Annotated in this window: 20 protein-coding genes; 12 read left to right on the plus strand and 8 right to left on the minus strand. The window is 51.0% G+C overall.

Annotation, left to right across the window (positions count from 1 at the left end; genetic code table 11):
* Window positions 1-114 precede the first annotated feature (114 nt).
* Complete coding sequence (gdhA, locus tag AC07UY_RS07470; RefSeq protein WP_192612006.1) at window positions 115-1,458, plus strand: NADP-specific glutamate dehydrogenase; 1,344 nt, start codon at window positions 115-117, stop codon at window positions 1,456-1,458.
* Window positions 1,459-1,538: 80 nt separating this feature from the next.
* Here the strand turns inward: gdhA and topB are convergent, their stop codons facing one another.
* The 3 genes from topB to AC07UY_RS07485 form a co-directional block, all read right to left on the minus strand.
* A complete protein-coding gene (topB, locus tag AC07UY_RS07475) occupies window positions 1,539-3,476 on the minus strand; it encodes a DNA topoisomerase III (protein ID WP_494700979.1) in 1,938 nt (645 codons plus the stop codon).
* Between the two features lie 4 nt (window positions 3,477-3,480).
* Window positions 3,481-4,524, minus strand: coding sequence for a selenide, water dikinase SelD (gene selD / locus AC07UY_RS07480; RefSeq protein ID WP_490467821.1), 1,044 nt, complete (start codon window positions 4,522-4,524; stop codon window positions 3,481-3,483).
* Window positions 4,525-4,640: 116 nt separating this feature from the next.
* On the minus strand, window positions 4,641-5,192 hold the full coding sequence (locus AC07UY_RS07485; protein WP_494659872.1) for an NAD(P)H nitroreductase: 552 nt from the start codon (window positions 5,190-5,192) through the stop codon (window positions 4,641-4,643).
* A gap of 178 nt (window positions 5,193-5,370) precedes the next feature.
* Here AC07UY_RS07485 and sppA point away from each other — a divergent pair, with 178 nt between their 5' ends.
* The 4 genes from sppA (at window position 5,371) to AC07UY_RS07505 (ending at window position 10,056) form a co-directional block, all read left to right on the plus strand.
* Window positions 5,371-7,227 (plus strand): signal peptide peptidase SppA, encoded by a 1,857-nt coding sequence (gene sppA, locus AC07UY_RS07490; RefSeq protein WP_494700980.1) that lies wholly within the window; start codon window positions 5,371-5,373, stop codon window positions 7,225-7,227.
* A 54-nt stretch (window positions 7,228-7,281) separates the two neighbouring features.
* Complete coding sequence (gene ansA, locus AC07UY_RS07495) at window positions 7,282-8,298, plus strand: asparaginase (protein ID WP_494700981.1); 1,017 nt, start codon at window positions 7,282-7,284, stop codon at window positions 8,296-8,298.
* 20 nt (window positions 8,299-8,318) lie between these two features.
* Window positions 8,319-8,960, plus strand: a complete 642-nt coding sequence (gene pncA, locus AC07UY_RS07500) for a bifunctional nicotinamidase/pyrazinamidase (protein ID WP_494659874.1) — start codon at window positions 8,319-8,321, stop codon at window positions 8,958-8,960.
* Window positions 8,961-9,153: 193 nt separating this feature from the next.
* Window positions 9,154-10,056, plus strand: coding sequence for a DMT family transporter (locus AC07UY_RS07505; protein WP_494659875.1), 903 nt, complete (start codon window positions 9,154-9,156; stop codon window positions 10,054-10,056).
* Window positions 10,057-10,366: 310 nt separating this feature from the next.
* Here AC07UY_RS07505 and AC07UY_RS07510 read toward each other — a convergent pair whose 3' ends face one another.
* Both AC07UY_RS07510 and msrB read right to left on the minus strand, forming a co-directional pair.
* Window positions 10,367-10,645, minus strand: coding sequence for a YeaC family protein (locus tag AC07UY_RS07510; RefSeq protein ID WP_203358047.1), 279 nt, complete (start codon window positions 10,643-10,645; stop codon window positions 10,367-10,369).
* A gap of 41 nt (window positions 10,646-10,686) precedes the next feature.
* A complete protein-coding gene (msrB, locus tag AC07UY_RS07515; protein WP_494659877.1) occupies window positions 10,687-11,100 on the minus strand; it encodes a peptide-methionine (R)-S-oxide reductase MsrB in 414 nt (137 codons plus the stop codon).
* 341 nt (window positions 11,101-11,441) lie between these two features.
* Here msrB and gapA point away from each other — a divergent pair, with 341 nt between their 5' ends.
* A complete protein-coding gene (gene gapA, locus AC07UY_RS07520) occupies window positions 11,442-12,437 on the plus strand; it encodes a glyceraldehyde-3-phosphate dehydrogenase (RefSeq protein ID WP_203358049.1) in 996 nt (331 codons plus the stop codon).
* 76 nt (window positions 12,438-12,513) lie between these two features.
* Window positions 12,514-13,398 carry a D-hexose-6-phosphate mutarotase gene (locus AC07UY_RS07525; protein WP_494659878.1) on the plus strand — a complete coding sequence of 295 codons (885 nt, stop codon included), beginning with the start codon at window positions 12,514-12,516 and terminating at the stop codon, window positions 13,396-13,398.
* Between the two features lie 126 nt (window positions 13,399-13,524).
* Here the strand turns inward: AC07UY_RS07525 and AC07UY_RS07530 are convergent, their stop codons facing one another.
* Together AC07UY_RS07530 and AC07UY_RS07535 are read right to left on the minus strand one after the other, a co-directional pair.
* Window positions 13,525-14,379: an aldo/keto reductase gene (locus tag AC07UY_RS07530; protein ID WP_494700982.1), complete on the minus strand. Its 855-nt coding sequence runs from the start codon at window positions 14,377-14,379 to the stop codon at window positions 13,525-13,527.
* 90 nt (window positions 14,380-14,469) lie between these two features.
* Window positions 14,470-15,216: a MipA/OmpV family protein gene (locus AC07UY_RS07535; protein ID WP_203358052.1), complete on the minus strand. Its 747-nt coding sequence runs from the start codon at window positions 15,214-15,216 to the stop codon at window positions 14,470-14,472.
* Window positions 15,217-15,661: 445 nt separating this feature from the next.
* Between AC07UY_RS07535 and yeaG the strand changes: the two genes are divergently transcribed.
* The 5 genes from yeaG to AC07UY_RS07560 all read left to right on the plus strand — a co-directional run bounded on the left by yeaG (window position 15,662) and on the right by AC07UY_RS07560 (window position 22,869).
* Window positions 15,662-17,596 (plus strand): protein kinase YeaG, encoded by a 1,935-nt coding sequence (yeaG, locus tag AC07UY_RS07540; protein WP_494700983.1) that lies wholly within the window; start codon window positions 15,662-15,664, stop codon window positions 17,594-17,596.
* Window positions 17,597-17,719: 123 nt separating this feature from the next.
* On the plus strand, window positions 17,720-19,003 hold the full coding sequence (locus AC07UY_RS07545) for a YeaH/YhbH family protein (RefSeq protein ID WP_192611994.1): 1,284 nt from the start codon (window positions 17,720-17,722) through the stop codon (window positions 19,001-19,003).
* Window positions 19,004-19,301: 298 nt separating this feature from the next.
* Window positions 19,302-20,639: a sensor domain-containing diguanylate cyclase gene (locus AC07UY_RS07550; RefSeq protein WP_494700984.1), complete on the plus strand. Its 1,338-nt coding sequence runs from the start codon at window positions 19,302-19,304 to the stop codon at window positions 20,637-20,639.
* Between the two features lie 188 nt (window positions 20,640-20,827).
* Complete coding sequence (dgcJ, locus tag AC07UY_RS07555; RefSeq protein ID WP_494700985.1) at window positions 20,828-22,318, plus strand: diguanylate cyclase DgcJ; 1,491 nt, start codon at window positions 20,828-20,830, stop codon at window positions 22,316-22,318.
* Window positions 22,319-22,362: 44 nt separating this feature from the next.
* Window positions 22,363-22,869 (plus strand): YbaK/prolyl-tRNA synthetase associated domain-containing protein, encoded by a 507-nt coding sequence (locus AC07UY_RS07560; protein ID WP_203358056.1) that lies wholly within the window; start codon window positions 22,363-22,365, stop codon window positions 22,867-22,869.
* A 1-nt stretch (window position 22,870) separates the two neighbouring features.
* Here AC07UY_RS07560 and yoaI read toward each other — a convergent pair whose 3' ends face one another.
* Window positions 22,871-22,975: a small membrane protein YoaI gene (gene yoaI / locus AC07UY_RS07565; RefSeq protein WP_238929142.1), complete on the minus strand. Its 105-nt coding sequence runs from the start codon at window positions 22,973-22,975 to the stop codon at window positions 22,871-22,873.
* Window positions 22,976-23,054 lie beyond the last annotated feature (79 nt).

Consider the following 23,054-nt stretch of genomic DNA (forward strand, 5'->3'; position numbering starts at 1 on the left):
CGATTTTTTTCTTGCTTAGCGTCACATTGCTGATGTTATATTCAAAATCTGCAAACACCTATTCACATAAAACACAATTACAACCACATTAAAATATAAGAGGTTTTTAAATCTATGGATCAGACATGTTCTCTGGAGTCGTTTCTCAACCATGTTCAAAAGCGCGACCCGAATCAAACCGAGTTCGCGCAGGCCGTTCGTGAAGTCATGACCACCTTGTGGCCCTTCCTTGAGCAGAATCCCCGTTATCGCCAAATGTCATTGCTGGAACGTCTGGTTGAGCCGGAACGTGTGATCCAGTTTCGCGTCGTCTGGCTGGACGACCGCAATCAGGTTCAGGTCAACCGGGCCTGGCGCGTACAGTTTAACGCAGCGATCGGTCCTTATAAGGGCGGGATGCGTTTCCACCCTTCGGTTAACCTGTCGATTCTGAAATTCCTCGGCTTTGAGCAAACCTTTAAAAACGCCCTGACCACGCTGCCGATGGGCGGTGGTAAAGGCGGTAGCGATTTTGACCCGAAAGGCAAAAGTGAAGGCGAAGTGATGCGTTTCTGCCAGGCGCTGATGACCGAACTGTATCGTCATTTGGGGCCGGATACCGATGTACCCGCCGGTGATATCGGCGTGGGTGGGCGTGAAGTGGGCTTTATGGCTGGCATGATGCGCAAACTCTCCAACAATAGCGCCTGTGTTTTTACGGGCAAAGGTCTCTCGTTCGGCGGTAGCTTGATCCGCCCGGAAGCGACCGGTTATGGTCTGGTCTACTTCACCGAAGCGATGCTCAAACGCCACGGTCTCGGGTTTGAAGGGATGCGCGTGGCGGTTTCCGGATCTGGCAACGTGGCGCAATTTGCCATTGAAAAAGCGATGGAGTTTGGCGCGCGCGTGGTCACCGCCTCCGACTCCAGCGGTACCGTCGTTGACGAAAGCGGCTTTACCAAAGAAAAACTGGCGCGCCTGTGCGCAATCAAAGACAGTCGCGATGGTCGCGTTGCCGACTACGCGCGTGAATTTGGCCTGACCTATCTGGAAGGCAAGCAGCCGTGGGCAGTTCCGGTCGATATCGCCCTGCCATGCGCAACGCAAAATGAGCTGGATGTCGATGCCGCTCGTCAGCTTATCGCCAATGGCGTGAAAGCGGTGGCGGAAGGCGCAAATATGCCGACCACCATCGAAGCGACCGATCTGTTCCTGGAAGCGGGCGTACTGTTCGCGCCGGGCAAAGCGGCTAACGCAGGCGGCGTAGCGACCTCCGGGCTGGAGATGGCGCAAAACGCCGCGCGTTTAAGCTGGAAGGCAGAAAAAGTGGATGCACGTCTGCACCACATCATGCTGGATATTCACCACGCGTGCGTCGAGTACGGCGGTGAAAATAAACATACCAACTACGTTCGTGGCGCAAACATTGCGGGCTTCGTCAAAGTGGCCGACGCGATGCTGGCGCAGGGCGTGATTTAACGTTCTGTCGGTCTGATAAGCGTAGCGCCATCAGACATTGCCGGATGGCGACATAACTGCCTTATCCGGCCTGGACAGTGTTACAGGCCCGCCTCAGCTGATGGCGGGCTTTTTTTCGCCGTACGTTTACGCGGCGCGGACTTTTTCTTCTCGCCGCCGGGGGCAACAATTCCCCGAAAGCGCCTTACCGGCGTACGCTTCGCCTGATCGATCAACTGATACAGCGTTCCGACCAATGGCTGCATAAAGTCCTGATAACGGCACTGTTTTTCACTGATTTGGGTCAGGATCGACTCCCAGTGCGCCGTCATATCGGGTCGGGTCGCCATTTCCGGCAGCGAGTGAAACAACGCTTTTCCGGCATCGGTAGAGTGAATGTAGCGCCCTTTTTTGGTCAGAAAACCGCGTTTAAACAGTAATTCAATGATACCGGCACGGGTCGCCTCGGTACCAAGACCGTCGGTTGCTCGCAGGATCTTTTTCAGATCTTTGTCCTGCACAAAGCGAGCGATACCGGTCATTGCCGAGAGCAAGGTCGCATCCGTAAAGTGGCGTGGCGGTTGTGTCTGACGCTCGACTACTTCACCTTTCTCGCATAAAAGCTCATCGTCTTTCGCGACCACCGGCAGCGGTGTACCGTCGTTTTCTTCATCACGTTCTTTATTGCCCAGCAGCGTGCGCCATCCCGCTTCCGCCAGGAACCGGGCTTTGGCAATAAATTTGCCCTTCGCAATGTCCAGCTCAATCACGCACTTGCGGAACACCGCATCCGGGCAGAACTGCATCAGATACTGGCGCGCAATCAGGTTGTAGACCTTCGCTTCGTTGTCGTTCAGCGAGATCGATGAGCTGCGCGCGGTCGGAATGATGGCGTGGTGCGCATCAACTTTTTTGTCATCCCAGCAGCGATTACGGGTATCCGGATTGACCGCAGGCTGCGGCAACAGATCCGACGCATGGACGCTGATGGCGTTCAGCACCGCATGACGTCCGGCAAAATGTTCTTCCGGCAGATAGCGACAGTCAGAACGTGGGTAGGTGATAAGCTTGTGGGTTTCATACAGCTTCTGGCAAATATCGAGCACATTCTGCGCGCTCAGCCCGAAGCGTTTGGCGGCTTCAATCTGCAAGGCGGAGAGTGAAAACGGCAGCGGCGCTGATTCTGATTCCCGTTTATCGTTATAACTGGTGACCACCGCGGGCTGCCCGTTGATACGGTTGACCACGTGTTCCGCCAGCGGGCGATGAAGTAAACGCCCTTCTTCGTCCTGATACGGTTCACAGGCTTCGCTGGGTTGCCAGAGGGCGGTGAACCGCTCATCGGCCGGCGTCACAATATGCGCCTTCACCTCAAAGAAATCTTTGGCGACGAAATTTTCGATCTCTTCATCGCGGCGCACCACCAGCCCAAGAACCGGCGTCTGTACGCGCCCCACCGAGAGAACGCCCTGATAACCGGCGTTGCGCCCCAGGATGGTATACGCACGGGTCATGTTGATGCCATACAGCCAGTCGGCCCGCGCACGCGCCAGCGCCGAGACGCACAGCGGCACAAATTCGCTATTGGAGCGCAGACGTTCAATCGCCCGTTCGACCGCCTGCGGGTTGAGATCGTTGATCAAACAACGTTGCACCTGATGGCGCTTTTCCGGGGCCAGTTGCAGGTAATCCAGCACTTCATCCACCAGCAACTGCCCTTCGCGATCGGGGTCTCCCGCGTGAATCACTTCGCTGGCTTCATGCAGGAACCGTTTGATAACGTTGAGCTGTTTCGTCACGGAAGGACGCGGCTGCAACTGCCATTTTTCCGGCACTATCGGAAGATCGGCTAAACTCCAGCGCGCATAACGGCTGTCATAGGCGTCGGGCTGCGCTTGTTCAAGCAGGTGACCGATACACCAGGTCACCACTTGTCCATTGCCACATTCGATAAAACCATCGCCTTTACGGTGCGGCTTTGGCAGCACGTCCGCAATGGCGCGGGCCAGACTCGGTTTTTCGGCAATATACAACCGCATCGACTTAACGGATCTCGACCATGGCGCGTCCGCCACGGGCTTCAACCAGCTCACCGATGGCGGTCAGATCGATACCAAACTCCGCCGCGGTCGCTTTCACTTCCGCTTCGGATTCCGGCGTCACCGCCAACAACAGTCCACCGGAGGTTTGCGGATCGCACAACAGAGAACGTACCGCGTGTGGCATCTCGCCCATCAAATGCCCGTAACTGGCATAGTTGCGCTCGGTACCGCCTGGCACTGCGCCCAGTTGAATGTACTCTTCAACGCCCGGCAGTTTTGGCACATCCTGATAATCAATTTGCGCTTGTACCCCTGCGCCCTGACACATCTCGCTTAAGTGCCCCAGCAAACCAAAACCGGTCACATCGGTCATCGCCTTCACGCCGTCAATATTGGCAAACGCGGCACCTGCTATATTCATTTGGCACATCACTTCGGTCGCCAGTCCCTGATGTTCCGGCTTCAGCAGTGATTTTTTCTCTGCGGTGGTCAGTACGCCAATCCCCAGCGGTTTGGTGAGGAATAGCTTGCACCCGGCCTGCGCGGTACTGTTCTTTTTCACGCGCTCGGTCGGCACAACGCCGGTAACGGCCAGGCCAAAAATCGGTTCCGGCGCATCAATGGAGTGACCGCCCGCCAGCGCAATACCGGCCTGTTTGCAGGCAAAACGCCCGCCTTCCGTGACTTCCCGGGCAATTTCCGGGGACAGCGTATTGATCGGCCACCCCAAAATCGCGATCGCCATAATCGGTTTGCCGCCCATCGCAAAAATATCGCTAATGGCGTTAGTCGCCGCAATGCGACCAAAATCGAACGGGTTATCGACGATAGGCATAAAGAAGTCAGTGGTACTGATAATACTGGTGCCATTACCCAGATCGTACACTGCCGCATCATCGCGGGTTTCGTTACCTACAAGCAGGTTCGGGTCGACAAACTTCGCCTGCTCGCTGTGCAGGATGGTTTCCAACACTTTGGGGGAAATTTTACAACCGCAACCGGCTCCGTGGCTGTATTGCGTTAAACGAATAGTTTGCTCGCTCATGGACATCTCCTGTCATTGCAATCCGGCTATGGTAACGCTCATTCAGTGATGTGATAAGAGTGACTGTCTGAATTCCAGCGTCTTTGCTCACAATCCAGACAGTTTCGTCGAATATCTTAAAAATAACGGACGAAGGGGGTCGGATCTGGCAGGTTAATGTTCGTCGAGGCTTTCAGTTGCGGCGTCCCCAGGTAGAGGAATCCCACAATTTTATCCTGCGCCCGGCACTGAAACGCATCGCGCACGACCGGGCTTTCCGTTAATGCGCCACTGCGCCAGATCCCATTGAAGCCTTGCGCGATCGCCGCCATCTGCATCGCCATCACCGCACAGCCCGCGGACATCTGTTGTTCCCAGACGGGCACTTTGTGGTTCTCTTCGCACTTCGCCACTACGGCAATGATCAGCGGAGCGCGAAACGGCGCTGAGCGGGCTTTCTCAACGGCTTTTTCATCTCCGTCCTCCGCGATAGCGGCTTTCTCCAGCGTGGCGCTAAAACGTTCGCGCCCTTCGCCTTCAATCACAAAAAAACGCCAGGGTTGCAGAGATTTGTGATCCGGTGCGCGCATGCCTGCCCGCAAAATGTTTTGCAGTTGTTCACCGGCGGGAGCAGGTTCAGCCAGACGAGAGGCGCTACGGCGGTTAACAAGTAATTCGAGTGCATCCATTTAGTTAACTCCAGCAATGATGTTAATTCACAAAATTAACACGAGAGCAGATTTTGTTACAGCACAGGCAGTGATTCCTGCTGACAAGAGCCGGTTGGGTCATTACGATAGCCTCATCTTAGCGCTTTCTCCTGGTACGACGAGAGTGGCGTTGTGTTTCTTTGGTTAGGGAGTATACATGCAAACCCTGTGGCGATTTATTGCCGGATTTTTTAAATGGACGTGGCGACTGCTGAATTTCGTGCGTGAACTGGTGCTTAACCTGTTCTTTATTCTGCTGGTGTTGGTCGGTGTGGGCATCTGGATGCAGGTCAGCAGCAGTCATACCAGCGAGCAAACGGCGCGTGGCGCGCTGCTGTTGGATATTTCCGGCGTGATCGTCGATAAACCCTCCAGTACCAACCGCCTGGGCATTCTGGGTCGCCAGTTTTTTGGCGCAAGTTCTGACCGACTGCAAGAAAACTCGCTGTTTGATATCGTGAATACGATTCGTCAGGCGAAGGACGACCGTAATATTACCGGCATTGTGATGGACCTGAAAAATTTCGCTGGGGCGGATCAACCTTCCATGCAGTATATCGGTAAGGCGCTGCGCGAGTTCCGCGACAGCGGTAAACCGGTCTTTGCCGTGGGCGAAAACTACACTCAGGGGCAGTATTATCTGGCGAGCTTCGCCAATAAAATTTGGCTCTCGCCGCAAGGCGCTGTCGATCTGCACGGGTTTGCCACCAATGGCCTGTATTACAAATCCCTGCTGGATAAGCTGAAAGTCTCCACGCACGTTTTCCGCGTCGGAACCTATAAATCCGCCGTTGAACCGTTTATTCGCGACGATATGTCTCCGGCAGCGCGCGAAGCGGACAGCCGCTGGATTGGCGAACTGTGGCAAAACTACCTGAATACGGTTGCCGCAAACCGTCAGATCCCAGCCCAGCAGGTCTTCCCCGGCGCGCAGGCCATGCTCAACGGGCTGAGCAAAGTGGATGGCGACACGGCGAAATACGCACTGGATAACAAACTGGTGGATGCACTCGCCTCCAGCGCCGACATTGAAAAAGCGATGACCAAACAGTTTGGCTGGAGCAAAAAGGAAAATAATTACCGCGCCATCAGCTATTACAATTACTCGCTGAATCCCCCTTCCGATACTGGCGACAGCATTGGCGTGGTCTTCGCGAATGGCGCCATCATGGATGGCGAAGAGACGCCGGGAAATGTCGGTGGCGACACCACTGCCTCGCAGATCCGCGATGCGCGCCTGGATCCTAAAGTGAAAGCGATCGTCTTGCGCGTCAACAGTCCTGGCGGTAGCGTCAGCGCCTCCGAAGTGATCCGTGCAGAACTGGCGGCAGCGAAAGCGGCAGGTAAGCCTGTGGTAGTTTCAATGGGTGGCATGGCCGCCTCCGGTGGTTATTGGATCTCTACGCCTGCCAGTTATATTGTGGCCAACCCCAGCACCCTGACCGGTTCTATCGGTATCTTTGGGGTTATCAATACCGTTGAAAACAGTCTGGATTCTATCGGCGTCCATACTGACGGCGTCTCCACCTCCCCGCTGGCAGATATGTCGATGACCAAAGCCCTGCCGCCAGAAGTGCAGCAGATGATACAACTGAGTATTGAGAACGGTTACAAGCGCTTTATCACGCTGGTGGCGGATGCACGTAAGACCACGCCGGAGCAAATTGATAAGATTGCGCAGGGCCATGTCTGGACCGGACAGGATGCGAAAGCCAACGGTCTGGTCGACAGCCTGGGTGACTTTGACGATGCGGTCGCCAAAGCCGCTGAACTGGCCAAACTCAAGCAATGGCATATTGATTACTATCAGGATGAGCCGACCTTCTTTGATTTGGTCATGGACAGCATGTCAGGCTCGGTCCGCGCAGTGCTGCCGGAAGCGATTCAGGCAATGCTGCCCGCCCCGCTGGTCTCTGCGGCAAACGTGGTAAAAGCAGAGAGCGACAAACTGGCGGCGTTTAATGATCCACAAAACCGTTATGCGTTCTGTTTAACCTGCGCGAACGTTCGCTAACCATCAACCCCTCTTCACAAGAAGAGGGGTTTTTATTTTCCAGAAGAAAATATCATGCAGAAGAAATCGATTTACGTTGCTTACACTGGCGGTACCATTGGTATGCAGCGTTCCGAACAAGGCTATATTCCTGTTTCCGGTCATCTTCAACGTCAACTGGCGCTGATGCCCGAGTTCCATCGCCCTGAAATGCCCGACTTCACCATTCATGAATACGCCCCCCTGATGGATTCATCCGATATGACGCCGGAAGACTGGCAGCATATTGCCGAAGACATCAAAGCGCATTACGACGACTACGATGGTTTTGTCATTTTGCACGGCACCGACACTATGGCGTTTACCGCCTCAGCACTCTCCTTCATGCTGGAGAATCTGGGTAAACCGGTCATAGTGACAGGGTCACAAATCCCGCTGGCAGAGCTACGGTCAGATGGTCAAATCAATTTGCTGAATGCGCTGTATATTGCGGCGAATTATCCGATCAATGAAGTGACGCTCTTTTTCAATAATCGCCTGTTTCGCGGTAATCGCACCACCAAGGCGCACGCAGACGGCTTTGATGCCTTTGCATCTCCGAACCTACAGCCGTTGCTGGAAGCCGGGATCCATATTCGTCGGCTGGGCACGCCGCCCGCACCGCACGGCGAAGGCGAGTTGCTGGTGCATACGATCACCCCACAGCCGATTGGCGTGGTGACCATTTATCCGGGAATTTCCGCCGATGTGGTGCGTAACTTCCTGCGCCAGCCGGTAAAAGCGCTGATTCTGCGTTCTTATGGTGTGGGAAATGCGCCACAAAACAAAGAGTTCCTTAAAGAACTGGAAGAGGCCAGCTCGCGGGGTATTGTTGTCGTCAATCTTACGCAATGTATGTCCGGCAAAGTGAACATGGGCGGTTACGCCACCGGTAACGCGCTGGCGCACGCCGGGGTGATTGGCGGTGTCGACATGACCGTTGAAGCGACGCTGACCAAACTGCATTACTTGCTGAGCCAGGGCGTAGACACACAAACCATTCGCACCGCGATGACGCAGAACCTTCGCGGTGAACTGACGCCGGACGACTGAGTCGCCCTCAGGAGGACGAAATGACAAACCGGGCTTTGTTACTGGTCGATTTGCAGAATGATTTTTGTGCCGGTGGCGCGCTGGCGGTTCCTGAAGGGGACAGCACGGTAGAGGTTGCCAACCAACTGATTGCCTGGTGTGCTTCCCGGGGAGACGCCGTGATCGCCAGTCAGGACTGGCACCCCGCCGGGCACGGGAGTTTTGCCAGTCAGCATCAGGCGCAGCCGTACAGTCAGGGGCTGCTTGACGGTCTGGCGCAAACCTTCTGGCCCGATCACTGTGTGCAAAACAGCGACGGTGCGGCGTTACACCCCCTGCTCAATCAACGCGCCATTACGGCTATTTTCCATAAGGGTGAAAACCCGTTGGTTGATAGCTACAGTGCTTTTTATGATAACGGCCGTCGCCAGAAAACGGCGTTAGACGCCTGGCTTCGTGAGAATGGCATAGAGGCACTGATCATTATGGGGCTGGCGACCGACTACTGTGTGAAGTTTAGCGTGCTGGACGCGTTACAACTGGGCTATACGGTGAGCGTTATCACCGACGGCTGCCGGGGGGTGAATATTCAGCCGCAGGACAGCGCACAGGCGTTTATGGAGATGTCGAGCGCAGGCGCAACGCTGTATACCCTGGAGGACTGGGAAGAGACGCAGGCTTAAGTTTTATTCGGGCATCGGCGTTGGCTGATGCCTTTTTCCCCTCATATTGCCTCCATGACAGCAAAAAACGCTTTTTATGTTCATAAAGCCAATGAACCCCTGCGATTTCAGTCACAAAAAACCGCCATCTTATCCCCTTACAATCTACGCCACGCTCTGGGAGCAGTATCGCGAGTCATTTAAGGAGTTAGCCGTGGCTTATTTATTACTGACATGGGCTGCCGTTTTCTGGGGCGGGAATTATGTCGTCGGGCATATTCTGGTGCAATATGTCGATCCCTACGGATTGAGTCTTATACGCTGGGGAGGCACGACGCTGCTGATGTTTGCTCTTTACTGGAAGACATTTGTTCAAGACTATCCGGCACTGCGCCGTCAACTCAGGATGAATACTCTCTTCTCTTTGCTTGGTCAGGTTAGTTTTCCTCTCAGTTTGTATATTGGGCTGCAGTACACCACCTCGCTAAACGCGTCCATCTATATTTCCAGCACGCCTTGCCTGGTGTTGCTAATCAATTATTTTATTTTCCGGGAGCGTATTTCCGGAAGAAATATCCTTGGCGTCATTGCCAGCACTGCCGGGGTTATCTATCTTGCCTTCTCCAACGCTAAAGGCGCCAGCAGTCTGCAGGCCTTCGGCTGGGGAGATGTGCTGACGATTGTGTCTGCATTGAGCTGGGCATTTTACTGCGCGTTGTTGCGGCTCAAAAATAAAGAAGTGAAAAATACCTCATTTGTTGCCTTCAGCTCCCTGATTGGCACGATCATTCTTGTGCCAATGTACTGGCTGCATGCCACATTTTCGCAAGACTTCCACGGTATGATTTACACGGTTTCACCTCCGGTTATAGCCGGGATCCTCTATTTAATTATCTTTCCATCATGGCTTTCTTATGTGTTCTGGAACAAAGGTGTTTCGCTGATAGGAACGACACGTAGCGAAATCTACACGCATCTAATCCCCATTTCTGGCGGGATAATGGGAATCGCTTTCCTCGGCAATACGCTGGAGACTTATCATCTCATTACCCTGCTTTTGATTGTTTTTGGCATCGTCTGCTGCTCAGCAAAAAACTTAGCAACTGAGAAAATATAAGCCGTGACGGAGATTTTTGGCGAGTCGTCACGAAAAACAGAGAACCGTTTCCCGAATGGACGGAAATAAACCGGTGAACGGCGCATGGGATCTGCTGGATAAGCAACCTGCCGAGAGAGAAAACACCACCACCCTGTTAAAAGAACTTCACGAAACGTTGCCATAGAGCCAACGCGTAGCCACCGCCGTGGGGGTAAATGTCAAAAGCCCAAAAAGCTGAGTAGATGTGAAAACCTTTGCGCTTTTTTGGGCCTGGCTGGCCCGTACACAGGCCCAGCAAGCGTTGGCACCGCTGGGCAACAAATACAACTTACTGCACTTTCAGTGTCGCGATCGGCGGCGGTACAATGCCGAAATCGGCCTTCAGCTGCTGCTTACTCTTCATCACCATCTGACCCTGAGTATCAATCGTCATATGCTGTGCGTCGGTGTTGTAACGCGCCTGCCACAGCATCACCAGTTGCAGACTGTTCTCTTTTTGTTCCGGCGTCAGCGCGACGCCATCAGGCCATTTTCCCAGTTCAACCGCGGTGGATAACCGCTGATAAACTTCCGGCGTCATGCTGTCGATCATCTCATCAAGGTTCATGATAAGTCCGCTCCTCTGGAATAATTTGCTGAATCGTTTTTTCAGCCTTTGATTTGTTCGCCATTTTCATCATCGGTAAAGCTTAATGAGGCTGAATTGACGCAATAACGCTCGCCGGTCGGCTGCGGGCCGTCCGGGAAGACGTGTCCCAGGTGCGCATCACAGCTCCCGCAGCGGATTTCAATACGCTGCATCCCATGGGAAGTATCTTTAATGTAACGAATTGACTCTTCGCTGACCGGCTCATAAAAGCTGGGCCACCCACAGCCCGAATCAAACTTCGTCTGGGAGTGAAATAACGCAGCATCACAGACCAGGCAATGGTAGGTCCCACCCCGCTTGTTATGCAGCAAACGCCCGGTAAACGGCGGTTCTGTGCCGTGATTTTGCGTCACGTAAAATTGCATTTCCGACAAATTTTTTTTCAGTTCTTCCGGAGAGGGTTGGTTAGCCATTTACTCGCATCTCGCTGTAGTCATGCTCACATTACGCAACCGATTCTAACAAAACATTAACACCTCAGTACGAACTTTTGTTCTAAACTTGATCCTGGCGAAATGGCAGCTCGTGATTCGTGATCGCAATCACATTTTTATCTGAGTTGCCCTTTAAAATTCGGGGCGCCGCCCCCACGTGGTTTGAAGCCCAAAGGAAAAGTGAGGTGAATCAGTCGTGCAAAGCTTGTTCAGAGGATTGATTTGTCGCAATGATTGACACGATTCCGCTTGACGCTGCGTAAGGTTTTTGTAATTTTACAGGCAACCTTTTATTCACTAACAAATAGCTGGTGGAATATATGACTATCAAAGTAGGTATCAACGGTTTTGGCCGTATCGGTCGCATTGTTTTCCGTGCTGCTCAAGAACGTTCTGACATCGAGATCGTTGCAATCAACGATCTGTTAGACGCTGAATACATGGCTTACATGCTGAAATATGACTCCACTCACGGCCGTTTCAACGGTACCGTTGAAGTGAAAGACGGTCATCTGATCGTTAACGGTAAAAAAATCCGTGTTACCGCTGAACGTGATCCGGCTAACCTGAAATGGGACGAAGTTGGTGTTGACGTAGTTGCTGAAGCTACTGGTCTGTTCCTGACTGACGAAACCGCTCGTAAGCACATCACTGCTGGCGCGAAAAAAGTGGTTCTGACTGGTCCGTCCAAAGACAAAACCCCAATGTTTGTTAAAGGCGCTAACTTTGACAAATATGCTGGCCAGGACATCGTTTCCAACGCATCCTGCACCACTAACTGCCTGGCTCCGCTGGCTAAAGTTATCAACGACAACTTCGGTATCGTTGAAGGCCTGATGACCACCGTTCACGCAACCACCGCTACTCAGAAAACTGTTGACGGCCCGTCTCACAAAGACTGGCGCGGCGGCCGTGGCGCGGCTCAGAACATCATCCCTTCTTCTACCGGTGCTGCTAAAGCTGTAGGCGTTGTACTGCCAGAGCTGAACGGTAAAATCACTGGTATGGCGTTCCGTGTTCCGACCCCGAACGTATCCGTTGTTGACCTGACTGTTCGTCTGGAAAAAGCGGCTTCTTACGAAGACATTAAGAAAGCAATCAAAGCTGCTTCCGAAGGCCCGATGAAAGGCGTTCTGGGTTACACCGAAGACGACGTTGTATCTACCGATTTCAACGGTGAAGTTTGCACTTCCGTGTTCGATGCTAAAGCGGGTATCGCACTGAACGACAACTTCGTGAAACTGGTATCCTGGTACGACAACGAAACCGGCTACTCCAACAAAGTTCTGGATCTGATTGCTCACATCTCCAAATAAGTTGAGATGAAACAGTAATCTGTAAGAGAGCGACTTCGGTCGCTCTTTTTTTTGCCTGAAGAGAAAGGATTACGTGATGATCAATAAAATTTTTGCACTGCCAATAATCGAACATATTACCCCTGTCCTCTCCCGCCGCCAGCTTGATGAGCTGGAGGTGATCGTTGTCGACCACCCGCAGGTAAAAGCCTCTTTCGCATTACAGGGCGCGCACCTGCTCTCCTGGAAACCGGCAGGCGAAGACGAAGTTCTGTGGTTAAGCAACATTACGCCGTTTAAAACAGGCACCGCGTTGCGCGGCGGCGTACCGATTTGCTGGCCATGGTTTGGTCCGGCGGCACAGGCTGGCCTGCCTGCTCACGGTTTTGCCCGTAACCTGCCGTGGACGCTGAAAGCGCACAACGAAGATGAAAACGGCGTGGTCCTGACTTTTGAACTGCAAAACAGCGACGCCACCCGCAAGTATTGGCCGCATGACTTTACGCTGTTAGCCCGTTTTAAACTGGGGAAAACCTGCGAGATTGAGCTGGAAGCCCACGGTGAGTTTGAAACAACCTCCGCGCTGCACACCTATTTTAACGTCGGTGATATTGCGGCAGTGAAAGTCAGTGGTCTTGGCGATCGCTTTATCGATAAAGTGAACGATGCCAAAGAAGATGTGCTGGCCGACGGCGTGCAAACGTTCCCGGACAGGACTGACCGCGTGTACCTGAATCCACAGGCCTGCAGCGTCATTCACGATGACGCACTCAATCGCACTATTGACGTCGTGCACCATCACCACCTCAACGTGGTAGGCTGGAACCCTGGCCCGGCGCTGTCCGTGAGCATGGGTGATATGCCGGATGATGGTTACAAGACGTTTGTTTGTGTCGAGACGGTGTACGCTACCGCGCAGCAAAAGACCACCGAAGAGAAGCCTTCTCGTCTGGCGCAAACGATCCGCGTCGCCAAACGTTAAGCGGTAAGTGATGCCGGTGTTTCTGTCGTTTTCACAGGTCTGATAAGACATTAACCGCCATCAGGCATAGTTTGCCGGATGGCGATGCTTACGCATCTTATCCGGCCTACAGAAATTCCGGCATCATCACACCATATCCAGTGCGGTTTTCCCCTTCGGAGCCGGATACGCTTTATCCAGCGCAGCCAGCTCACTGGCTGAAAGAGTAAAATTCAGCGCCGCCGCGTTTTCCTGTACATGCTCAACGCTTGCCGCTTTTGGAATCGCCATCACGCCCTGATGACTAATGACCCACGCCAGCAGGATTTGCGCCGCGCTCGCACGGTGAGCATGGGCAATCTCATTAATGACGGGATTGTTCAATAAGCCGCTACGTAGACGTCCGGCTTGCGCCAGCGGGCTGTAAGCCATCACCGGCATCTGATGCTGCTGACACCAGGGCAGCAGGTCATACTCAATCCCACGAGAAGCCAGATGATAAAGCACCTGATTGGTGGCGCACTGCTTCCCGCCAGCAACCTGCCATAATTTCTGCATAGCGTCATCATCAAGATTAGAAACGCCCCAGCGACGGATTTTTCCCTGCGCGATCAGTTTTTCCATCGCCGTGACCGTCTCTGCAAATGAGTAGCTGCCCGACCAGTGTAATAAATAGAGATCCAGGTAATCGGTATTCAAGCGGCGCAGACTGCCTTCACATGCGGTAATGGCTTTCTGCCCTCCGGCATTCCACGGATACACTTTCGAGACCAGGACGACCTTATCACGCCGGCCTGCCAGCGCTTCGCCGACCACCTCCTCTGCCGCACCTTCAGCGTACATCTCTGCGGTGTCGATAAGCGTTAAGCCCAAATCAATGCCCGCACGCAGTGCATTCACCTCGGCCCGTCGATGATGGGGTTTTTCACCCATATACCAGGTCCCCTGTCCCACCGCAGGGAGTGTGAGCTGGCCACTAAAAACAACCTGTTTTTCTGTCATCGTATCCTCCAGTGTTATGCACTACCGTAATGCAAAACAGGGCGCTCGCGCCCTGTTTTGATGCACAAAATGCACTGTAATGATGCACAATCAGAACTTGTAGGTAACCCCGGTGGAGATCAGACCACTCCAGGATTTGTCCACCATCGGGCTGTCGCTAATTTCATCCGACAAATGGGTATAGCGCGCAGTACCGTACACGCTCCAGTTACCGAGGAAATTGTAGTTGGCGCTAATTTCCAGGTACGGGTTCCAGCTGTCGTTCGGGTCGTAGCTACGCAGACCGCTGTGCGAAGACTCTTTGCCCGAGACGCCATAGTAGTACTCGTTCTGGTTTTCGCTGTTCCATTCCACACCGATACCCGGTGTTAATGTCAAACCGCCATTGGTGTAACGGTACAGCCAGGCCAGATCCCACACGATGCCGTTGCTGTTATCCAGCGTGTCACCCGCAAGCGTAGTGCGCAGGAAGCCATACTGTGTGTTATGAACGTAAGACAGCCCTGCCATCATGGTACTTTTACGTTTGTCGAGCTGGCGAAGTTGGTGATTGTCGCTGTCTTCCGGTTTGAAATACATCGGAGACCAGTACGCGGTAATCGACAATTTATCGGTGTTGTCATTCCACAGGTAGTATCCACCACCCAGACCACGGAACCAGAAATTTTCACTTTCATAGGTGATGACTGGAACCGGATATACGTCGGTATCGTAATCTTTATAGGGGTGCTCAACCACACCAACACCTGCGCCCAACGTCAGGTTGCTTTCAGCTTGTGCGACATTCGTCGTCGTTGCGATAAGCACGCCAAGTGCCAGAAGTTTGAGTTTGGTCACAATCCATAATTCCTTATTCAAATGTTTAGCAGCAAAAGTGTAACCGCCAATACGTTTCAACCCAACCATTTTACTTATTACTCACAAAATGTAACCGACTAATTTTTCAGCAGCAGATGACATTTCATTTTCAGTCCGGTGAATTCTGCGTGATTTTCGTCCTTTATCTTTACATTAAATATGCATTTTTTGTGGATGAGTTATTGATATGCCATTGAAATTCATTTAAGCGCACAGGCAAGTTTTGCAAATGCCATCTACGCTTAATTTTAAGAAGGTGTATCACCGGGCACGTTGATCTCTTGGCCGCCAATTTGGCATGAGAGTTGCTGTTTTTTACAACAAGAGACAGCAGAGGCGTCGTTCAGTTTACCTCTTCCGGGGGCCTCTACTATTCATATGAACGGCTCTTAACATGTGCTAAAAAACGAAAGGACGGCATACCATGAATATATTCGATCACTATCGCCAGCGCTATGAAGCTGCCAAGGACGAAGAGTTCACACTGCAGGAGTTTCTTACCACTTGTCGGCAAGATCGCAGTGCTTATGCCAACGCGGCAGAGCGGCTATTGATGGCCATTGGTGAGCCCATTATGGTCGATACTGCCCAGGAACCCCGACTTTCTCGACTCTTTTCAAACCGGGTGATTGCTCGTTATCCCGCCTTTGAAGAGTTTTATGGCATGGAAGACGCGATTGAACAGATTGTCTCTTATCTGAAACACGCGGCGCAGGGGCTGGAAGAGAAGAAACAGATCCTGTATCTGTTGGGGCCTGTAGGGGGCGGTAAATCCTCGCTTGCTGAAAGACTGAAGTCTTTGATGCAGCTTGTTCCGATTTATATCCTGAGCGCAAACGGTGAACGCAGCCCGGTAAACGATCACCCGTTATGCCTGTTTAATCCGCAGGAAGATGCGCAAATTCTCGAAAAAGAGTACGGCATTCCGCGCCGTTATCTCGGCACCATCATGTCACCGTGGGCGGCGAAACGCCTGCACGACTTCGGTGGCGACATCACCAAATTCCGCGTGGTGAAAGTGTGGCCGTCGATTCTTGAACAAATCGCCATCGCCAAAACGGAACCGGGTGATGAAAACAACCAGGACATCTCCGCGCTGGTCGGCAAGGTGGACATTCGTAAACTCGAACACCATGCGCAAAACGATCCTGATGCTTACGGTTACTCCGGCGCACTGTGCCGTGCCAACCAGGGGATTATGGAATTCGTCGAGATGTTCAAAGCGCCGATTAAAGTGCTGCATCCTCTGCTGACGGCGACCCAGGAAGGCAACTATAACGGGACAGAAGGCATTTCTGCCCTGCCCTTTAACGGTATTATCCTTGCCCACTCGAACGAATCCGAATGGGTGACGTTCCGCAACAACAAAAACAACGAAGCCTTCCTCGACCGTGTGTATATCGTGAAGGTGCCGTATTGCCTGCGCATTTCTGAAGAGATCAAAATCTACGAGAAATTGCTTAATCACAGTGAGTTAACGCATGCACCTTGCGCGCCGGGAACCCTCGAAACCCTGTCGCGCTTCTCGATCCTTTCCCGACTGAAAGAGCCGGAGAACTCGAGCGTCTACTCGAAAATGCGCGTCTACGACGGCGAGAGCCTGAAAGATACCGACCCGAAAGCGAAATCCTACCAGGAGTATCGTGATTACGCAGGTGTCGATGAAGGGATGAACGGTCTGTCAACGCGTTTCGCGTTTAAGATCCTCTCCCGCGTCTTTAACTTTGATCACGTTGAAGTGGCAGCCAACCCGGTGCATCTGTTCTACGTCCTCGAACAGCAGATCGAGCGTGAGCAGTTCCCACAAGAGCAGGCAGAGCGTTACATTGAGTTCCTGAAAGGCTATCTGATCCCGAAATATGCTGAGTTTATCGGCAAAGAGATCCAGACCGCCTATCTCGAATCCTACTCCGAATACGGACAGAACATTTTTGATCGTTATGTCACTTATGCGGATTTCTGGATTCAGGATCAGGAGTATCGCGACCCGGATACCGGTCAGCTGTTCGATCGCGAGTCGCTGAACTCCGAGCTGGAAAAAATCGAAAAACCGGCGGGCATCAGCAACCCGAAAGATTTCCGTAACGAGATCGTCAACTTTGTTCTGCGTGCTCGCGCGCATAACAGCGGTCGCAATCCGAACTGGACCAGTTACGAGAAACTGCGCACCGTGATTGAGAAGAAAATGTTCTCGAACACCGAAGAGCTGTTGCCGGTAATTTCATTCAACGCCAAAACCTCTACAGATGAGCAGAAGAAACACGACGATTTTGTCGACCGTATGATGGAAAAAGGCTATACCCGCAAGCAGGTGCGTCTGTTGTGCGAATGGTATTTGCGCGTACGTAAATCGTCATAAAACCAGCCCGGTAGCGTTGCGCTTACCGGGTCTGGAACGACAGCGAACCGTAGGCCGGATAAGCGGCGCTTATCCGGCGCTACAGGCGTAGCATGAAGTTGGCAAATGCAGTACGGGGGGCATATGACCTGGTTTATAGACCGGCGCCTGAATGGGAAGAATAAAAGCACTGTGAATCGCCAGCGCTTCTTACGCCGTTACAAAGGGCAAATTAAACAGTCGATCTCCGAGGCCATTAACAAGCGTTCGGTCACCGACGTGGAGAGCGGTGAGTCCGTCTCCATTCCCACAGAAGATATCAGCGAACCGATGTTTCATCAGGGGCGTGGCGGTCTGCGCCATCGCGTACACCCGGGTAACGATCATTTTGTGCAAAATGACCGCATTGAACGTCCTCAGGGCGGTGGCGGCGGCTCAGGAAGCGGACAAGGCCAGGCCAGTCAGGACGGTGAAGGCCAGGATGAATTCGTCTTTCAGATTTCAAAAGACGAATATCTGGATCTGCTCTTTGAAGATTTAGCCCTGCCTAACCTGAAGAAAAACCAACAACGCCAGCTAACCGAGTATAAAACGCACCGGGCGGGTTTTACCTCAAACGGTGTTCCGGCCAACATTAGCGTGGTGCGTTCTCTGCAAAACTCTCTGGCGCGCCGCACGGCAATGACCGCCGGTAAACGCAGAGAATTGCATGAGCTGGAAGACGCGCTGGAAACCATCAGCAAAAGCGAACCGGTACAGTTACTTGAAGAAGAGCGGCTACGCAAAGAAATTGCCGAATTGCGGGAAAAAATTGCGCGCGTGCCGTTTATCGACACCTTTGATCTCCGCTACAAGAACTACGAAAAACGCCCTGACCCTTCCAGCCAGGCGGTGATGTTCTGTCTGATGGACGTGTCAGGCTCCATGGACCAGTCCACCAAAGACATGGCCAAGCGTTTTTATATTCTGCTGTATCTGTTTTTAAGCAGGACATATAAGAACGTTGAGGTGGTGTATATCCGCCACCACACTCAGGCCAAAGAAGTTGACGAGCATGAGTTTTTCTATTCTCAGGAAACGGGCGGCACCATTGTCTCCAGTGCCCTGAAATTAATGGATGATGTGGTGAAGGATCGTTACGACCCCGCACAATGGAATATTTATGCGGCACAAGCATCCGATGGCGACAACTGGGCGGATGATTCACCTTTGTGTCACGAAATTCTGGCGAAAAAATTGCTGCCGGTCGTACGCTATTACAGCTATATCGAGATCACCCGACGCGCTCACCAGACCCTCTGGCGGGAATATGAGCATCTGCAAACCACGTTCGAAAACTTTGCGATGCAGCATATTCGCGATCAGGATGATATTTATCCGGTATTCCGCGAGCTTTTTCATAAGCAAGGCGCCACTAACAGAGATTAATCATTCGCCATCAGCCAGCGGTTAACGCCACTGGCTGATTTCTCCTGGTGATTATTTTACTTGCTGGCTTAATAAACACCGTGTTGATAATCAAGTCCGTTAATTCCCAAAACCTCTACATAATTTATTTCTCACGTTATCATTCGGAAAAACTCACATCAGACATTTATTTTTTCCGTTTTATCAGAGAATAGTGCCTGCCCTGAACGAAAATAATTGATCACAATCAACACTGAACATTTTTATCATCAATAGAATCCCACCCACATCACAATCGATTGCCATTAAGAGTTGTTTTATGGAAAAGCATAAAATAAATGCACGGAGCATTCTTTTATTCACCCTGCTACTTTTCGTTATCTTATTTTGTCTCACAATGCTATATCAGGAAAATTCCAGCGTAAAATCGATACCGCAATTAAATTATCTTATTGTTGTCGTGGCGTTATTTTTCTTGAACGCGATAATTTTCATTTTTATGATTTTAAAATATTTTGCCAACAGCCGTCATTTTTCAACTCTCATTATGAGCTTAGCGTTCCTGAGCAGTCTGGTTTATTTTGTAGAAACAATATTTATCATCAAGGAACCGATTATCGAGAGCGCATTAATTCAGATGAAATCGAATGACATCTCAATTTTTTATCTCTTTCGACAATTAAGCTTTATATTCTTACTATCTCTGGCGCTGTTCTGTTCAGACATCAATAACGTAGACCAAACCGATAATAAGAAAAAAACCGTCGTTTTGCTAATGTCGCTAATCCCGTTCTTCTTCTTTCCTGTGATTGCCCATAACCTGAGCAGTTATAACCCAGATTATTGCTGGTTTATTGTCGATTACTCCAGAAAAAATGAAGCCGTCACATGGGGCGCTAACTACCTTAAAATCATCATATGCCTGTGGTCATTTTTACTTTTCTTTATCATTACCCAAACCCGGCTGGCATCTGATCTTTGGCCTTATATTGCCCTGCTTTGCCTTTCGGCAATATGTTGTAATTTATTACTACTGGCTCTGGATGATTATAACTATACTGTCTGGTATATCAGTCGGGGGATCGAAGTCGCCAGTAAGCTTTTCATCATTTCAATTCTCATTCATAACATATTTAAAGAGTTACACTTAGCAAACAAACTGGCCGTTCAAGATGTAATGACCAATATCTATAATCGCCGTTATTTCTTTAACGAGCTCGAGTTACGATTAAACACCAGGAACAAAACATGCTTTTGTCTTTTGTTCCTCGATATTGACCATTTTAAAAGAATCAATGACCGATGGGGACATGTGGTGGGAGATAGGGTAATCATCTCAATTGTTAATATTATACAACAAAGCCTTCGCTCAGAAGATCTGCTGGCGCGCCTGGGCGGCGAGGAATTTGGCGTCATGCTTTATAAAACGAATATAACCCAGGCCAGATTTATTGCTGAAAAAATCCGTAAAAATGTTGAAATGCTCACCGGAGAAAATAACATTTATAATGTCCCTGAACCGATGACAATAAGCATAGGTGCTTTTTTTGCGACCACGCCAGATTACAGCGCTTCGGACGTCATGGTTCAGGCAGACAAAGCACTCTATGAAGCTAAAAACAATGGCCGTAATCAAGTGGTGATCCATCACACCTGAGCAAACTGTTTTAATTATGGTCATACACAATGTGTATGACCATTGTCTTCCTACTTTTTCGCCTATTTCCTCATTAGCGCTGTCCCACATCCTGTTCATGAGTATAATTAGCACCTTCTGCATTATGAGTACAAACGGACATTGTGCGATAATCTTCAGTTTCCGATCGGCAAGGGGTGTCATTTACCATGAAATTGCATCATAAAGCGCTCAGGCACTTTATCTACGCAAGCGTCATCGTCCTGACCTCTTCTTTCCTGGTTTACGAACTAATTGCCAGTAACAAGGCGATGAACGCCTATATGCGTTACATCATCGAGAAAGCAGATTCCTCTTTTCTGTATGATAAATATAAAAATCAGAGTATTGCCGCGCATTTAATGCGTACGTTCGCCTCGCCGAAAATGCCTGTGACGACAGCGGAGAAAAACGCATTATGCGCTGCCTTTGAGACTCTCAACGATACACACGGACTCAACCTCACTGCGCATAATTACCGTGCGCTACACGGCACGTTGCAGACATCTGCCGAACGCTGCACGGAACAACTCGATGACGTGTTCTTGCTCCCGGCCTTCGACCAGGCAGTGAACGTCAATCGCCAGCAAGTGGATTTCAACCAGGGGCTGGGAACGCTGGAATATAAATTCCGTTATTATTTCGATTTGAAAAATCACTACATCTATTTCTACGATCTGGTCAATTCACGCCAATTTTCGATGCACCACTGGTCTTTCCTGCAAAATGCAACATTAGGCATTGACCGGGAGGATATTGATGATTTATTTACCGGTCGCACGGTTATTTCCAGCATCTATCACGACGATCTCACACAAAAGAAAGTGATGAGTTTTTTAACGCCGGTCTATTTATCCGGAAAGTTGAAAGGCATGGTGATGGTAGACATTAACCAGGAGAATTTGAAGAATATTTTTTATACCCAGGACCGCCCTCTGGTCTCGCGTTATCTGAATGTGACGTTGGCAGATATCGAATCAGGAAACACAATTGACATTCACCAGAGTGAAAGCGATCTTTTCCCGTATGTTCACCATGTTCATAACATTCCGGGTGGGATGCGTGTCACGCTGTCCCTCGATTTAATGTACTTTGTCGTCTCTTCCTGGAAGCTTTTTGCCTTCTACCTGTTGGCCACTGCGCTGCTACTGAATATGGTCAGAATGCATTTTCGTCTGTATCACAACATCACGCGTGAAAATATCAGCGATGCCATGACCGGGCTCTATAACCGAAAAATATTAACGCCCACCCTTGAGCTACGTTTACAACGCCTGGTGAAATCAGGAACGCCCGTGACATTCATCGCCATTGATTGCGACAAATTGAAAATGATCAACGATACGCAAGGGCATCAGGAAGGCGACCGGACGATTACGATCCTCGCCAAGTCCATTGAAGCATCAATTCGTAAAAGCGATTACGCCATTCGTCTTGGCGGCGATGAATTCTGCATTATTCTTGTCGATTATGCAGCGGAGTCCGCTAACACACTTCCGATGCGGATTGCTAAAAACCTGCAAATCATCGCCGACGAAAGAACGATCAGCTTTTCCTGGGGAATGTATACCATGCAGGCGAATGACACTATTGATGATGCATATCAGGCTTCCGATGCGCAACTCTACCTCAACAAGCAACAAAAGCGGGATCGTTCGTGATAGTCTTTTCGCGTTGATTTTTCTCTGTGAAGTCAGGAGTAAACATGACCGAAGTTGTTAAAGGCACTGCGACTCATCAGCGGTTGATTGCCTTATTATCACAGGAAGGGGCGAGCTGGCGCGAGGTCAGCCATGAGCCCGTAGGCAAATGTGAAGCCGTTTCTGAAATCCGCGGTACAGCGTTGGGTCAGGGCGCAAAAGCGCTGGTCTGCAAAGTGAAAGGCAATGGCGTCAACCAGCACGTACTGGCTATTCTTTCCGCCGATCAGCAGGCCGACCTCGCTCAACTGGCAACCCATCTGGGCGGTTTGCGCGCCTCCCTTGCCAGCCCGGCAGAAGTTGACGAACTGACAGGCTGCGTATTTGGCGCAATCCCCCCTTTCAGCTTTCATCCTAAGCTGAAACTGGTCGCCGATCCGCTGCTGTTCGAACGTTTTAGCGAGGTCGCGTTTAACGCGGGCGTACTGGATAAATCCGTCATCCTGAAGACCGAAGATTACCTTCGCATCGCCCAGCCAGAACTGGTCACATTCCGTCGCATATCATCGTGAGTTAATGGCTTCTTTCGAGAACCAGCACTGAAATCACAATAACGACGGCTATGGCCAAAAAAGAAGAGGTAATGAACAGCGTCTCAATAAACATGTGATCGTTCATGGTTTCACCCCGTGGTGACGAATATGACAACTCACTTGTTATTGATAGAGCAAATAGATGGCAATTTAATGACAGCCTC

The organism is Citrobacter sp. GW821-FHT02E08 (assembly GCF_059421685.1).

What these genes read in the sequence shown, in the direction of transcription:
- ansA (WP_494700981.1), top strand. Translation starts at nt 7,282, where the DNA reads ATGCAGAAGAAATCGATTTACGTTGCTTACACTGGCGGTACCATTGGT.
- topB (WP_494700979.1), bottom strand. Translation starts at nt 3,476, where the DNA reads ATGCGGTTGTATATTGCCGAAAAACCGAGTCTGGCCCGCGCCATTGCG.
- AC07UY_RS07545 (WP_192611994.1), top strand. Translation starts at nt 17,720, where the DNA reads ATGACCTGGTTTATAGACCGGCGCCTGAATGGGAAGAATAAAAGCACT.
- AC07UY_RS07530 (WP_494700982.1), bottom strand. Translation starts at nt 14,379, where the DNA reads ATGACAGAAAAACAGGTTGTTTTTAGTGGCCAGCTCACACTCCCTGCG.
- sppA (WP_494700980.1), top strand. Translation starts at nt 5,371, where the DNA reads ATGCAAACCCTGTGGCGATTTATTGCCGGATTTTTTAAATGGACGTGG.
- yeaG (WP_494700983.1), top strand. Translation starts at nt 15,662, where the DNA reads ATGAATATATTCGATCACTATCGCCAGCGCTATGAAGCTGCCAAGGAC.
- gdhA (WP_192612006.1), top strand. Translation starts at nt 115, where the DNA reads ATGGATCAGACATGTTCTCTGGAGTCGTTTCTCAACCATGTTCAAAAG.
- AC07UY_RS07510 (WP_203358047.1), bottom strand. Translation starts at nt 10,645, where the DNA reads ATGAACCTTGATGAGATGATCGACAGCATGACGCCGGAAGTTTATCAG.
- AC07UY_RS07560 (WP_203358056.1), top strand. Translation starts at nt 22,363, where the DNA reads ATGACCGAAGTTGTTAAAGGCACTGCGACTCATCAGCGGTTGATTGCC.
- AC07UY_RS07525 (WP_494659878.1), top strand. Translation starts at nt 12,514, where the DNA reads ATGATCAATAAAATTTTTGCACTGCCAATAATCGAACATATTACCCCT.
- AC07UY_RS07485 (WP_494659872.1), bottom strand. Translation starts at nt 5,192, where the DNA reads ATGGATGCACTCGAATTACTTGTTAACCGCCGTAGCGCCTCTCGTCTG.
- yoaI (WP_238929142.1), bottom strand. Translation starts at nt 22,975, where the DNA reads ATGAACGATCACATGTTTATTGAGACGCTGTTCATTACCTCTTCTTTT.
- gapA (WP_203358049.1), top strand. Translation starts at nt 11,442, where the DNA reads ATGACTATCAAAGTAGGTATCAACGGTTTTGGCCGTATCGGTCGCATT.
- selD (WP_490467821.1), bottom strand. Translation starts at nt 4,524, where the DNA reads ATGAGCGAGCAAACTATTCGTTTAACGCAATACAGCCACGGAGCCGGT.
- dgcJ (WP_494700985.1), top strand. Translation starts at nt 20,828, where the DNA reads ATGAAATTGCATCATAAAGCGCTCAGGCACTTTATCTACGCAAGCGTC.
- AC07UY_RS07550 (WP_494700984.1), top strand. Translation starts at nt 19,302, where the DNA reads ATGGAAAAGCATAAAATAAATGCACGGAGCATTCTTTTATTCACCCTG.
- msrB (WP_494659877.1), bottom strand. Translation starts at nt 11,100, where the DNA reads ATGGCTAACCAACCCTCTCCGGAAGAACTGAAAAAAAATTTGTCGGAA.
- pncA (WP_494659874.1), top strand. Translation starts at nt 8,319, where the DNA reads ATGACAAACCGGGCTTTGTTACTGGTCGATTTGCAGAATGATTTTTGT.